Origin of the sequence: Microterricola viridarii (genome assembly GCF_900104895.1) — a bacterium.
Classification (GTDB): Bacteria; Actinomycetota; Actinomycetes; order Actinomycetales; family Microbacteriaceae; genus Microterricola; species Microterricola viridarii.
This window is the reverse complement of record NZ_LT629742.1, coordinates 1,686,535-1,699,862: the sequence shown is the minus strand read 5'-3', so window position 1 is coordinate 1,699,862 and position 13,328 is coordinate 1,686,535. Positions and strand designations below refer to the sequence as shown.

Sequence of the window (13,328 nt, the reverse complement as noted above, 5' to 3'; positions counted from 1 at the left end):
GCCCGGACGATGCGGAGTCAGACTAGCCGAGCGCCTCGACGACCTCGGAGATGGCGACGGGGGTGCGCTCCCCCGTGCGGCGGTCCCAGATCTCGACGACGCCCTCTGCAACACCGCGGCCGGCGATGATGATCGTCGGCACGCCGATCAGCTCGGCATCGCCGAACTTCACGCCGGGCGAGACCTTGGGGCGGTCGTCGAAGAGGACGTCCTTGCCTGCGGCCTCGAGCGCCGCCGCGACGGTCTCCGCGGCCTCGAACACGGCGGCGTCGCGGCCGGTGGCCACGACGTGCACGTCGAACGGCGCGACCGTCTTCGGCCAGATCAGGCCGTTCGCGTCGTTGTTGAGCTCGGCGATGATCGCGAGGATGCGGGTGACGCCGATGCCGTAGGAGCCCATCGTGACGGTGACGAGTTTGCCGTTCTCGTCGAGCACCTTGAGGCCGAGGGCCTCCGCGTACTTGCGGCCGAGCTGGAAGACGTGGCCGATCTCCATGCCACGGGCGAGCTCCACGGGGCCGGAGCCGTCGGGCGCCGGGTCGCCGGCGAGAACCTCTGCAGCCTCGACGGTGCCGTCGGCCGTGAAGTCGCGCCCGGCGACGAGGCCGAAGACGTGGTGGCCGTGCTCGTTGGCGCCGGTGATCCAGCCGCTGCCGCTGACGACGCGGGGGTCGAGCAGGTAGCGGATGCCGGTGCTGCTCGGCTTCTCCTCGTCAGCGCCGAGCACGGGGCCGGCCGGCGACCAGGGGCCGATGTAGCCCTTGACCAGGCCCGGGTTGGCCTTGAAGTCATCCTCGTTGGCGGGCTCGACCTCGGCCGGGGCGAAGGCCGCCTCCGCGCGCTTCTGGTCGACCTCGCGGTCGCCGGGCAGGCCGACGACGACGAGCTCGCGGGTGCCGTCCGGGTAGCGCAGGGCCAGCACGACGTTCTTCAGGGTGTCGGCGGCCGTCCAGAGCCGGCCGTCCGGGCGCGGGTGGTTCGCGTTGGCGCTGTCCACCAGCGTCTGGATGGTGGCGGTGTCCGGCGTCGGCAGAACCTCGGCGGGCGTCAGGTTCTCGAAGGAGCGGGGCTCGGGGGCCAGCGTCGTGAAGGCCTCGACGTTGGCGGCGTAGCCGCCGGCCGAGCGCACGAAGGTGTCCTCGCCGATCGGGGTCGGGTGCAGGAACTCCTCGCTCTTGGAGCCGCCCATCGCGCCGGCATCCGCCTTCACGATGACGTACTCGAGGCCGAGGCGCGTGAAGATGCGCTCGTAGGCGTCGCGCTGGGCCTGATAGCTCTTGTCGAGGCCGGCATCCGTGTAGTCGAAGGAATAGGCGTCCTTCATGGTGAACTCGCGGCCGCGCAGCAGGCCGGCACGGGGGCGCGCCTCGTCGCGGTACTTGTCCTGGATCTGGTAGAGCGAGAGGGGCAGGTCTTTGTAGGAGTTGTAGAGGTCCTTCACGAGCAGCGTGAACGCCTCCTCGTGGGTGGGCGCGAGGAGCATGTCGGAGCCCTTGCGGTCCTTGAGGCGGAACAGCCCGTCGCCGTACTCCTCCCAGCGGCCGGTGATCTCGAACGGCTCGCGCGGCAGCAGCGCGGGGAAGTGCACCTCGTGCGCGCCGGCGTTGTTCATCTCCTCGCGGATGATGCGCTCGATCTTCTCCTTGACGCGCAGGCCCAGCGGCAGCCACGCGAACACTCCTGGCGCCTGTCGGCGAATGTAGCCGGCCCGCACGAGGAGGCGGTGGCTGGTGACCTCTGCGTCAGAGGGGTCTTCGCGAAGGGTTCGGAGGAAATAGTTCGAGAGGCGTGTAATCACAGCGTCTACTTTATCGCCCGGGCCCCTGGCGCGTGTCGCGACAGCCCTAGGCTGGGCGCATGCCGGCCCGCCGACCCCACATCGCCGCATCCGCCGCCCAGACGGAGCTCGCCTCCTCCCTGGCGGCGCTGCGCGTTGCGCTGGGGCTTCCCGGCGATTTCCCGGCGGATGCCGTGGCCGAGGCCGAGCAGGCGGCGAGCGCCGCCCTCACCGGTGACGGCCCCGCTCGTGATCCCTCCCGCGTCGACCTGACGGCGGTCGAGTTCGTCACGATCGACCCGCCGGGCACGACCGACCTCGACCAGGCGCTGCACATCGAGCGCTCCCCCGGCGCCGGCTGGCGGGTGCGCTACGCGATCGCGGACCTGCCCGCGCTCGTCTCCCCCGGCGGCGCCGTCGATCGGGAGGCGCGCCGCCGCGGCCAGACGCTCTACGCCGCCGACGGCCGCATCCCCCTGCACCCGCCGACGATCGGCGAGGGCGCCGGATCGCTGCTGCCGGATGCCACCCGCGGCGCCTTCGTCTGGGACTTCACGCTCGACCGGCACGGCGAGGTGCAGCGCGTGAGCGTGGAGCGGGCGCTCGTGCGCTCCCGCGCCCGGCTGAGCTACGCGGAGGCGCAGGCCGCCATCGACGCCGGCACCGCGCCGGAATCGCTGGCGCTGCTGCCGCAGGTCGGCCGCGCCCGCCTCGAGCTGGAGCGGCTGCGCGGCGGCGCCAGCCTGAACTCTCCGGACGAGGAGATCGTGCTCGGCCCGGACGGGTACCGGGTGGAACGGCGCCGGCCGCTGCCGGTCGAGGACTGGAACGCGCAGCTCTCGCTGATGACGGGCAGCGGCCGGCCTCATGTTGCACGGCGGGGTCGGCATCCTGCGCACCATGCCGGCGCCGGGCGAGGAGGACTTCGCGGACTTCCGGCGGCAGACCGTCGCGCTCGGGCTGCCGTGGCCGGCAGGGCAGCACTACGGCGACTACCTGCGGGGCCTGGATCGGGAGAACCCGGCCGCGCTGGCCGTGTTGCAGGCCGCGACCAGCCTGTTCCGCGGTGCCGGCTACCTGCCCTTCGACGTCGAGCGCGGGATGCCGGCCCCGGCAGACCCGGTGCAGGCGGCGATCGCGGCGCCGTACGCGCACGCGACGGCGCCGCTCCGCCGCCTCGTCGACCGGTGGAGCCTCGTCATCTGCGCCGCGCTCTCGGCCGGCGAGCCGGTGCCGGACTGGGCCAGGGAGTCGCTCGCGGAGCTGCCGGCCATCATGGGGGCCAGCGCTCGGCTCGCAGTCGAGCTGGACGCCGCCTCGCTGAATCGGGTGGAGGCGGCCATGCTCCGCGGCAGCGTCGGAGCGCGCTTCCCGGCGACGGTGCTCTCGCTCCGCGGCGAGCGCGCCCGCATCCAGCTCGCCGACCCCGTCGTCACGGCGGAGTGCGCGGCGCCGCGGCATCCGTCACCCGGCTCGGTCATCACCGTCGTGCTGCGCTCGGCGGACATCAGCACGGGCAGTGTGGCCTTCGAGGCGGTGTGACGCGGCTCCTCGACCTGCCGCCGTGCTTTGGCTAGGCTCTGGCCATGACCGACACGCAGAGTAGCGTTCGCCCCGCGACGGATGTGCGCCGCGCCTGGACGATCGGCGGGTCGCTGCTCATTGCCGCCACGCTGTTTAGTCTCGCCTGGTGGCCTGTGCTGCTGCCGGGTGAGGCCGTCGGTCCGATCAGCACGGCCGCACACGCCCTCGCGCTGCTGATCTTCGCCTTCGGCCTCGGCGGCACAGGCAGCGTCACGGCGCGGCGACCGCTCGGCACGGCTGCCCTGGCGGCGTTCGCGGTGTTGCTGGTTGCCTCCCAGGTGTTCTGGCGCACCCTCGGCACGGGCAACGACCTCGCCGGGCTGTGGATGGAGGTGCGACTCGTCGACTCCCTCGTCCAGTTCGTGGTGGCCGCCATCGCCGTCATCCAGATCGCCAGGGCCGGGGTCGTGCCGCGGCCGTGGAGTTGGGCCCCGGGATGGGTGCTCGCGGCTCTCGCCGCTGTGTGGCTGCTCAGCCAGCTCATCTTCGTGAACATCGGCGCCGGGCGCGGCCCCAATCCGGACGCGCAGACGATTGCGCTGATGCTCAGCTCGCTGGACGCGCTCCTCCGCGCCGTCGGCCCCGTCTTCCTCGGCGTCATTGCCATCGTCCTCGGCGACCGCTCCGCCCGAACAGTCATGTCCGAATCCCGCTAACCAGGAGGCGCGGAACGTGTCACGCTAGAGGCATGACACAGGCAGCGGCAGCCCGACAGGCCACGCGGGAGATGGCGCTCTTCGCCGAGCGCTACCGCGCCATGAGCGCGCGGGACGCCCGCTTCGACGGCCAGTTCATCACCGGCGTGCACTCCACCGGCATCTACTGCCGGCCGAGCTGCCCGGCGACGACGCCGAAGGCCGCGAACGTCTCCTTCTACCTCACGGCCGCCGCAGCCCACGAGGCCGGCCTGCGCGCCTGCAAGCGGTGCCTGCCGGATGCCGTACCCGGCTCGCCCGAGTGGAATGTGCGCGACGACCTCGCCGCCCGCGCGATGCGCCTGATCGCGGACGGCGAGGTGGAGCGGAGCGGGGTGCCCGGCCTCGCCGCCCGGCTCGGTTACACGCCGCGCCACCTCGGCCGGGTGCTGCAGCAGGAGCTCGGCGCCGGCCCGCTCGCCCTGGCCAGGGCGCAGCGCGCGCAGACGGCCCGCGAGCTGCTCGTGAACACGCGGCTGCCGCTCACCGACATCGCGTTCGCGGCCGGCTTCGGCAGCATCCGGCAGTTCAATGAGACGGTGGCGGCCGTGTACCAGCAGACGCCGAGCGAGCTGCGGGAGCGCGGGGCGCGCCGCCGCGGGGCGCAGCCGGTCGTGGCGCCCGGCGGGCCGGCCGAGCCGGGCACCACCGTGTCGCTGCGGCTGCCGGCGCGGGCGCCGTTCGACGGCGCCGGGGTGCTCGGCTTCCTCGGGCTGCGCGCCGTGGCCGGGGTGGAGAGCTTCGAGTCCGGGGCGTACCGGCGCGCGGTGCGGCTGCCGGCCGGCACCGCGACGGTGGCGCTCAGCCTCGCGGGCACGCCGGAGGCGCCGTTCGTCTCCTGCGAGGTGACCCTCGACGAGCTCGCCGACCTGGCCCCACTGGTGTCGCGGGTGCGCCGCCTGCTCGACCTCGACGCGGATGCCGCGGCGATCGATGCCGCTCTGGCGGCCGACCCGGCGCTCACCCCCGCGGTCGCGCGCGTGCCCGGCATCCGCGTGCCCGGCAGCATGAGCCCGGAGGAGACGCTGTTCCGCGCCCTGATCGGCCAGCAGATCTCGATGGCCGCCGCCCGCACCCTGCTCGGGCGGCTGGCCGAGGCGCTCGGCGACCGGCTGCCGGCCGAGCGGGGCGGCTGGACGCTGTTCCCCACGGCCGCCCAGATCGCGGCCGGCGGCCGGGGCGTGCTGCGCGGCCCGGTCGCCCGCATCGACACCATCATGCGGGTCGCGGAGGCGCTCGCCTCCGGTGAGCTCTGGCTCGATGTGGGCGAGAGCAAGGAGGACCTCTCGGCCCGGCTGATGGCGGTGAAGGGCATCGGCCCGTGGACGGCCGGCTACGTCAGCATGCGCGTGCTCGGCAGCCCGGACGTGCTGCTGACGAGCGACCTCGCCATCCGGCAGGGCGCCGCCCGGCTGGGCCTGCCGGATGCCGCGGCGCCGCTCGCCGCGCACGGGGCCGCCTGGGCGCCCTGGCGCAGCTACGCCGGCATGCACCTGTGGCGGGCGCTCGCCGGCTGAGCTCGAGAGGCGCCCGCTCCCGTTGGCTCGAGGGAGCTTGCGACCGAAGCCAACCCCACGCCCCACCCCGTTGGCTCGAGGGAGCGTGCGACCGAAGCCAGCCCCGCGCGACCGGGGCAACCCGGCCAGGGTGGCTCCCGGGCTTCGGTCGCTCGTGCCTCGCTCCCTCCAGCCGACGTGGAGAGGAAACCGGCGCGCATCCCACGTTGGCTCGAGGGAGCTTGCGACCGAAGCCAACCCCCGGGTCCACCCCGTTGGCTCGAGGGAGCGTGCGACCGAAGCCAACCCCGCGCGGGGCGCCGCGGCCCGGCTGGAACCCGCCGATAGTATGACGGCATGGCTGTGACCGACGAAGCAATCCTCAAGATCAAGGAGATGATCGTCTCCGGCGATCTCGGCCCCGGCGACCGGCTCCCGCCCGAGAAGGAGCTCAGCGAGGCACTCGGGCTCTCCCGCAGTTCGCTGCGCGAGGCGGTCAAGGCGCTCGAGGTGATCCGGGTGCTCGACGTGCGGCGTGGCGACGGCACCTACGTCACCAGCCTGGAGCCCCGACTGCTGCTCGAGGCCATGTCCTTCGTCGTCGACCTGCACGACGACGCCTCGATCCTGGAGATCTTCGCCGTGCGCCGGATCCTCGAGCCGGCCGCGACGGCCATGGCCGCCGGCAAGCTCGATTCCGACACCATCGCAGAGCTGACCGCGATGATCGCCGCCGTCGACGAGACCACCTCGGTCGAGGGGCTCGTCGAGCACGACCTGGAGTTCCACCGGCGCATCGTCACCGCCGCCGGCAACAGCTACCTCAGCAGCCTGATCGACTCGCTCTCCAGCCACACCGTGCGCGCCCGCATCTGGCGCGGCGTCACCCAGGAGAACGCTGTCTCGCGCACCCTGCACGAGCACGCCGGCATCGTCGCCGCCCTCGAACGCGGCGACGCCGATCTGGCCCACGCCCTCACCGTCGTGCACGTCAGCGGCGTGGAGCAGTGGCTGCGCGAGGCGCTTTAACGCCGATTCGCCCGCCGGGAGAACCCGACGGGCGAACCAGGCTCCAGCCCGGAGGCTCGAGCAGGTGGCGGCTGAGGATCAGCGCGTGAAGGTGAACTCCGCGACGGATGCCGCGTGCATCTCGGCGCCGGCGCCGGGAGCCAGCGGCGCCATGTAGCTTCCGTTCTGCATCACGACGGGGGTGACGAAGTGCTCGTGCAGGTGATCGACGAACTCGATCACCCGGCCCTCCTTGCTGCCAGAGACCGCGATGTAGTCGAACATGCTCAGGTGCTGCACGGCCTCGCAGAGACCGACGCCGCCGGCGTGCGGGCACACCGGGACACCGAACTTCGCGGCCAGCAGCAAGTTGGCGATGTTCTCGTTCACGCCGCCGACGCGGGCGGCGTCGATCTGCATGAAGCCGATGGCATCCGCCTGCAGCAGCTGCTTGAAGATGATGCGGTTCTGGGCGTGCTCGCCCGTCGCGACCGGGATCGGCGCGATGCCGCGGGCGATGGCGGCGTGGCCGAGCACGTCGTCGGGGCTGGTGGGCTCTTCAACCCACTTGATGTCGAACTGCTCGAGCGCCTTCACCCAGGCGATGGCGTCGGCGACGTCCCAGCGCTGGTTGGCGTCGATGGCGATGGGGAAGCCCTCGCCGCAGGTCTCGCGGGCGATGCGCAGGCGGCGGATGTCGTCGTCGAGGTCGGCGCCCACCTTGAGCTTGATCTGGGTGAAGCCCTCGGCCATCGCCTCGCGGCAGAGGCGGGCGAGCTTCTCGTCGGAGTAGCCGAGCCAGCCGGGGCTGGTGGTGTATCCCGGGTAGCCGTTGGCGAGCAGTTCGGCCTCGCGCTCGGCGCGGCCGGGCTCTGCGGCACGCAGGATCTCCAGCGCCTCCTCCGGGGTGAGCGCGTCGCTCAGGTAGCGGAAGTCGACGAGGTCGACGATCTCCTCGGGGCTCAGCGCAGCCAGCAGCTGCCAGAGCGGCTTGCCCTCGCGCTTGGCGCGGAGGTCCCAGAGCGCGTTGATCACGGCACCGATGGCCATGTGCATGACGCCCTTCTCCGGGCCGAGCCAGCGCAGCTGTGAGTCGTGCATGAACAGGCGCGACGTGGCGCCCATGTCGGAGAGGAGCTCCTCGACGTTGCGGCCGACGAGGTGCCCGGCGAGCGTGTCGATGGCGGCCACCTCGACGTCGTTGCCGCGGCCGATGGTGAAGACGAATCCGTGCCCCTCGAGGCCGTCTGCGGCATCCGTGCGGATGACGAGGTAGGCCGCGGAGTAGTCCGGGTCTGGATTCATGGCGTCGGAGCCGTCCAGCTGCAGTGACGTCGGAAAACGGACGTCAGTGGTGTCGACGCTGATGATCGTGCTCATGGAAACCTTCCCTTGGGGTCAAGTGACTATAAACATCCGATCTTTGGCTTGTCAATTGAGGCACAGTCGCCGCGAAACACCCGAAGATGCCCGGATACCGCCGCGCGAGAGTTCCGATGATTGGGCGGTTCTCGGCCATCTGAGGCCCGGCAACGGGCGCTTTGTGCAGAAAGTGCAAGAAACGGCGCGACCAGCTGGTGATGACGTACAAGGAATATCCCTCCAGCCCCGATAGCGTAGAGGGGTGAAGTTTGCGCATCTGAGGTTTGACGGTCAATCCACCCCCCGCCTAGCTGTGACCCTCGGGAGTGGCGCGCTCTTCCTCGACGAGGTGATGGACGAGGCGCCCGCCGACTTGCAGGAGCTCATCGAGCGCGGCGAGGAGGGCCTCGCCCACGTGCGGGCCGTCGTCGACCAGGCGGTCGCCCAGCGCGTCTCGCTCACGCCGATCGACGAGCTGCGGCACGCATCCGCCGTGCTGCGCCCGCCGCACATCCTGGCCGTCGGCGCGAACTACGCCGCACACGCCAGCGAGCTGAAGCTGCGCAGCGAGAGCGCCATGACCGTGTTCGCGCTCTGGCCGAACTCGCTCACCGCGCACGAGGCGACCACCACCTGGCCCGGCGAGATCTCCCAGCAGGTCGACTACGAGGCCGAGCTCGGCGTGATCATCGGCAAGCCGGCCAAGAACGTGTCGGTGCGCGACGCCCTCGACTACGTCTGGGGCTACACGGTCGTCAACGACATCACCGCCCGCGACATCCAGTTCAGCGAGGCGCAGTGGTCGAGGTGCAAGTCGTTCGACGGCTTCACGCCCACCGGCCCCGTCGTCGTCACCGCCGACGAGGTGCCGGACCCCCAGGACCTCTGGCTGACCACGAACGTCGACGGCCACATCCTGCAGGACGCCTCCAGCGGAGAGATGGTGCGCACCGTCGCCGAGATCATCTCGTACCTGTCGCGCTCGGCCACGATCCCGGCCGGCACCCTCATCTCGACCGGCAGCCCGGGCGGCGCCGGCTACTCGCGCAAGCCCCCGATCTTCCTCCGCGACGGCTCCACCGTGACGGTGTCCATCGACGGCATCGGCTACCTCACCACGCACTGCCGGGTGATCTAGCGCTACACGTGTAGCGGGCAGGAGGATGTCGCAGACGGCGGTCTCGGCGGAGCCGCTCAGGGCTTCGGGCGCTGCGCTGCTCCTTCGTCGCGGCGCGGCGCCCTCCAGCCGACGTGCGAATGCGCGGCGCCTCTCCCCGGTTGGCTCGAGGGAGCGCCAGCGACCGAAGCCAACACCGCGGCCCCTGTGAAAAAAACAGGAGCACAGCCCCGTCGAGCGCATATACGCCCCGCGAAGCCTCTCGTCCTGTTTTTTCGCGCCGCCGCAACGCGACGGCTGCCCCGAACGCGCAGACGCCGGCGCCCATCTGGGCGCCGGCGTCTGCGTGAGAGCCGTCTGCGTGAGAGGTCTGCGTGAGCGGAGCTGCTACTCGGAGGGCTCGGCCTTCAGGTCGGTGACCGGCACGGGCGCCGCGGCATCCATGCCGGAGAGCTTGCTCGGCTGCAGCTGCTCGGTGACGGCCTCGCGAGTCATCAGGCCGGCGGCGACCACGAGATCGGCGACGGGGTGCCCGGTGCTGAGCGCGACCTTGGCGATCTTCGCCGCCTCGGTGTAGCCGATGAACGGGATCAGCGCGGTGATGACGCCGACGCTGGAGGCGACCATGGCCTCGAGGCGGTCCTCGTTGGCGGTGATGCCGTCGATGCAGTTCACGCGCAGCGTCCAGCAGGCCTGCGTCATCCACGCCAGGCCCTGGAACAGGGAGTGTGCGATGACCGGCTCGAAGGCGTTCAGCTGCAGCTGGCCGCCCTCTGCGGCCATCGTGATGGCGACGTCGTTGCCGGCGATGGCGTAGGCCACCTGGCTGACGGCCTCCGGGATGACCGGGTTGACCTTGCCCGGCATGATGCTCGAGCCGGCCTGCATCGGCGGCAGGTTGATCTCGCCGAAGCCGGCCTGCGGGCCGGAGGAGAGCAGACGCAGGTCGTTGCAGATCTTGGACAGCTTGATCGCGCTGCGCTTGAGCGAGCCGCTGAACGACATGAACGCGCCGGCGTCGCTGGTCGACTCGATCAGGTCGGGGGCGCTCTGGATGTTGAGTCCGGTGATCTCGCTCAGGTGGCGCACCGCGGCGGCCGCGTATCCGGGGTCGGCGGTGATGCCGGTGCCGATGGCGGTCGCGCCGAGGTTCACCTCGGCGAGCAGCGTGAGCGTCTCCATCAGGCGGTCATAGTCTTCGCCGAGGGTGGTGGCGAAGCCGTGAAACTCCTGGCCGAGCGTCATTGGCACGGCGTCCTGCAGCTGGGTGCGGCCCACCTTCAGCACGTTGGTGAACTCGTCGCTCTTGTGCGAGAACGACTCCTGCAGCAGGCGCAGCTCCAGAGTCAGGTGGCGCAGCGAGAACGCCAGGCCGACCTTGATCGCGGTCGGGTAGGTGTCGTTGGTCGACTGGCTGCGGTTGACGTCGTCGATCGGGTGCAGGATGTCGTAGCGGCCCTTGTCGTAGCCGGCGATCTCGAGCGCGACGTTGGTGATGACCTCGTTCGCGTTCATGTTGGTCGAGGTGCCGGCACCGCCCTGGATGACGCCGACGACGAATTCCTCGTGGCGTGCCCCCTGGATGATGCGCGTGCACGCCTCGTCGATCCAGCGGCCCTTCTCGGCGCTCAGCGCACCGACCTCGACGTTGGCGCGGGCACAGGCCTGCTTGACCTGGGCCAGCGCGCGCACGAAATCGGGGTACACGGAGATGGGGCGCTTCGCGATCGGGAAGTTGTCGAGTGCACGCTTGGTGTGCACCCCCCAGTATGCGTTCTCGGGAACCTCGACGGTCCCGAGCGAATCGCTCTCCAGACGGAATCCTGGGCTTGCCTGCATAGTGGGTGCTTCCTGTGTGCGGCCGGGTGTGGCGCCTGCAGCGCCCTCCGCGATAGTGGTGGACGTGCTTGTGGGCGTGCTGATCGACACGAACGGCTCCATTGCCTCGAGGGTGTGCGAGCTTGTGGCTCTTGGTACCCCTCCAGCCTAGCCGAGGGCCCATGCGGGCGGAGGCATGTGCCCCTAGAACATGGCGAACGGGAGGATGGCGAAGGGCAGCGCGGCGAGGCCGAAGATCAACGCGCCGAGGCCGACGAGCAGGCCGCCTGCGAGCAGCACGCTGTTGAGCACGACGCCCCAGATCGCCATGGTGCGAGAGGCCGGCTCGCGCTGGAGCGCGAGGATGCCGAGGATCAGGCCCGCGACGGGAACGATGAACGTCCAGCCGGCGAAGATCGAGGTGATGCCGAGCACGAGGCTGGAGATGCTCAGCCACTGGGTGGGGGTGGCGGATGCCGCGGGCTGCTGCCCCACATAGGCGGCGCCCGGCTGCGCGGCGTAACCGGCGGGCGGCTGCTCGGCGTAGCCGGCGGACGGCTGCTCGGTGAAGCCGGCGGGCGGCGTCGGGGCGTTGTTCGGCTCTGCCGGGGCCGAGGGGACGACGGGGATGGTGGCAGACATGGGAGGGCTCCTTCTGTAGCGGATGTGCGGTGGGGTTCTGTGCTGGATTCGAGCACAACACCAACGTTATGGGGCATCCGAGCGGGCGAGTATGGGGCTATCCCCCCGAAACGGCAGTGGGGTCTCCGCCGAAGCGGAGACCCCACGAACCGATTCCCCCGTCTAGGGCTTGGGCTCGTCGACGCCGTCGCTGGCGAGCAGCTCCTCCTCGAGCGCTCCCCCGTAGCCGTCGGCCTCCGGGTCGCCGTGCAGCCCGCCGGAGACCGCGTACTCCTCCTCCGGGGAGAGCACGAGCCGGTGGCGGCCCCAGACCGCGAAGCCGATCAGCATGACCGCGTAGACGACCGCGATGGCCACGATGGCCGGGCCGAAGGTCGGGTTCAGCAGGAAGCCGACGAAGATCAGGGCGGCGATGATTCCCGCGACGACGGCGCCGGGCACGCCCCACGGGCTGAGGTAGGGGCGCTTGGCGCTCGGGTACTTCCTGCGCAGGATCACGAAGGCGGTCATCTGCAGCAGGTAGGCCAGCACGGCACCCCACACGGCGATGTTCAGCACGATCGCACCGGCCACCCCGGCGGAACCGCCGGCGGCATCCACGATGATCAGGGCGACGAAGCCGATCAGGCCACCGGCCAGCAGCGCGACCCAGGGGGTCTGCCGCTTGCCGGTGAGCGAGAGGAACTTCGGGTAGTAGCCGGCCCGGGAGAGGGAGTACATGTTGCGCCCGTAGGCGAACATGATGCCCTGCAGCGAGGCGAGGAGGCCGATCAGGGCGAACAGGGCGAGCACGGCGGCGAGCCCGTCGCCGACGATGGCGCGGAAGCCGTCGAGCAGCGGTTCCCCCGCGCCCCCCGTGACCTCGGCGCCGAGGATGCCGGTGTTCAGGAACAGCACGAGAAGCCCGGTGAAGATGAGCGTGCCGCGGGCCCAGAGGCCGGCGCGCGGGATGTCGCGGACGGGGTCGTGTGACTCCTCGGCCGCCAGCGGCAGCTCCTCGATGCCGAGGAAGAACCACATGGCGAAGGGCAGCGCGAACAGGATGGGCAGGACGCCGTGCGGCAGGAACGCGCTCTGGCCGGCATCCGGTGCGATGTCGAAGAGCTTGTCCCAGCTGAACAGGCCGGAGGCGATCGCCATCACGGCGAACACGATCAAGATGCCGATCGAGATGATCGAGACGACGATGGCGAAGCGGATCGAGATCGCCGCCCCGGCCGAGTTCAGCAGGATGAACGCGACGTAGAGGATCACCCACCACACCCAGGCCGGCATCGAGAAGTTGAGCAGCTCGGAGGTGATGCCGTCGGCGTACGCCGCCGAGAAGTAGACGATCACCGCCGTGGTCGCGACGTACTCGACCGTCTCGGCGAGGCCCGTGACGAAGCCTCCCCACGGCCCCATCGCCGCGCGCGAGAAGGAGTAGGCGCCGCCGGTGTGCGGCATCGCCGAACTCATCTCACCGATGGAGAAGATGAGGCCGTAGTACATGACCACCAGAATGGCGAAGGCGATCAGCATCCCGCCGAAGCCGGCGGCCGTGATCCCGAAGTTCCAGCCGGAGAAGTCTCCGGAGATGACGGCGGCCACGGCGAGGCCCCAGAGGCCCCAGACGCCGGCGGAGCGCTTGAGCTTGCGCTTCTCGAAGTAGCCGGCTTCGGCAGTCGTATAGGTGACTCCCGACACGTTCAAGGTGTCTTTGGACATTCACGTTCCTTCGCATTCTGAGTGCCTGCCGCGGGAAAAGCGGGCAGGCTGCTGGGCTGTGTGATTTGCTGGCCCGACTATAGGGCCTGCAATGGTTCGACGTACATACCTTTGTGGCAAGA

General features: G+C 70.7%; 10 protein-coding genes and 1 pseudogene. 6 read left to right on the top strand and 5 right to left on the bottom strand.

All coding sequences use genetic code 11. The features are described 5' to 3' along the window. Nucleotides 1-22 precede the first annotated feature (22 nt). A complete protein-coding gene (locus BLT62_RS07710) occupies nucleotides 23-1,798 on the bottom strand; it encodes a proline--tRNA ligase (RefSeq protein WP_083363532.1) in 1,776 nt (591 codons plus the stop codon). A 59-nt stretch (nucleotides 1,799-1,857) separates the two neighbouring features. Between BLT62_RS07710 and BLT62_RS18390 the strand changes: the two are divergent. The 5 genes and pseudogenes from BLT62_RS18390 to BLT62_RS07690 form a co-directional block, all read left to right on the top strand. Further along, nucleotides 1,858-2,490: pseudogene (locus tag BLT62_RS18390) on the top strand (ribonuclease catalytic domain-containing protein); the annotation flags it as partial. Nucleotides 2,491-2,644: 154 nt separating this feature from the next. Next, the gene (locus tag BLT62_RS18385) at nucleotides 2,645-3,319 is read left to right on the top strand and encodes a hypothetical protein (protein WP_331710519.1); all 675 of its coding nucleotides are present in this window, start codon (nucleotides 2,645-2,647) and stop codon (nucleotides 3,317-3,319) included. Between the two features lie 44 nt (nucleotides 3,320-3,363). Next, on the top strand, nucleotides 3,364-4,017 hold the full coding sequence (locus tag BLT62_RS07700) for a hypothetical protein (protein WP_083363531.1): 654 nt from the start codon (nucleotides 3,364-3,366) through the stop codon (nucleotides 4,015-4,017). Between the two features lie 32 nt (nucleotides 4,018-4,049). Continuing rightward, nucleotides 4,050-5,573: an AlkA N-terminal domain-containing protein gene (locus BLT62_RS07695; protein ID WP_083363530.1), complete on the top strand. Its 1,524-nt coding sequence runs from the start codon at nucleotides 4,050-4,052 to the stop codon at nucleotides 5,571-5,573. A gap of 336 nt (nucleotides 5,574-5,909) precedes the next feature. Then, complete coding sequence (locus BLT62_RS07690) at nucleotides 5,910-6,581, top strand: FadR/GntR family transcriptional regulator (RefSeq protein ID WP_083363529.1); 672 nt, start codon at nucleotides 5,910-5,912, stop codon at nucleotides 6,579-6,581. Nucleotides 6,582-6,659: 78 nt separating this feature from the next. Here the strand turns inward: BLT62_RS07690 and BLT62_RS07685 are convergent, their stop codons facing one another. Beyond that, nucleotides 6,660-7,940 (bottom strand): L-fuconate dehydratase, encoded by a 1,281-nt coding sequence (locus BLT62_RS07685; RefSeq protein WP_083363528.1) that lies wholly within the window; start codon nucleotides 7,938-7,940, stop codon nucleotides 6,660-6,662. A gap of 244 nt (nucleotides 7,941-8,184) precedes the next feature. Between BLT62_RS07685 and BLT62_RS07680 the strand changes: the two genes are divergently transcribed. Beyond that, on the top strand, nucleotides 8,185-9,060 hold the full coding sequence (locus tag BLT62_RS07680; protein ID WP_083363527.1) for a fumarylacetoacetate hydrolase family protein: 876 nt from the start codon (nucleotides 8,185-8,187) through the stop codon (nucleotides 9,058-9,060). A gap of 366 nt (nucleotides 9,061-9,426) precedes the next feature. Here the strand turns inward: BLT62_RS07680 and BLT62_RS07675 are convergent, their stop codons facing one another. From BLT62_RS07675 to BLT62_RS07665, 3 genes are all read right to left on the bottom strand, one after another. Next, entirely contained in the window at nucleotides 9,427-10,878 is a 1,452-nt protein-coding gene (locus BLT62_RS07675) for an aspartate ammonia-lyase (RefSeq protein ID WP_083363526.1), read from the bottom strand. 183 nt (nucleotides 10,879-11,061) lie between these two features. After that, entirely contained in the window at nucleotides 11,062-11,499 is a 438-nt protein-coding gene (locus BLT62_RS07670) for a DUF4190 domain-containing protein (RefSeq protein ID WP_231919393.1), read from the bottom strand. A 162-nt stretch (nucleotides 11,500-11,661) separates the two neighbouring features. Beyond that, entirely contained in the window at nucleotides 11,662-13,206 is a 1,545-nt protein-coding gene (locus BLT62_RS07665) for an amino acid permease (RefSeq protein ID WP_083363525.1), read from the bottom strand. Between the last annotated feature and the right edge of the window lie 122 nt (nucleotides 13,207-13,328).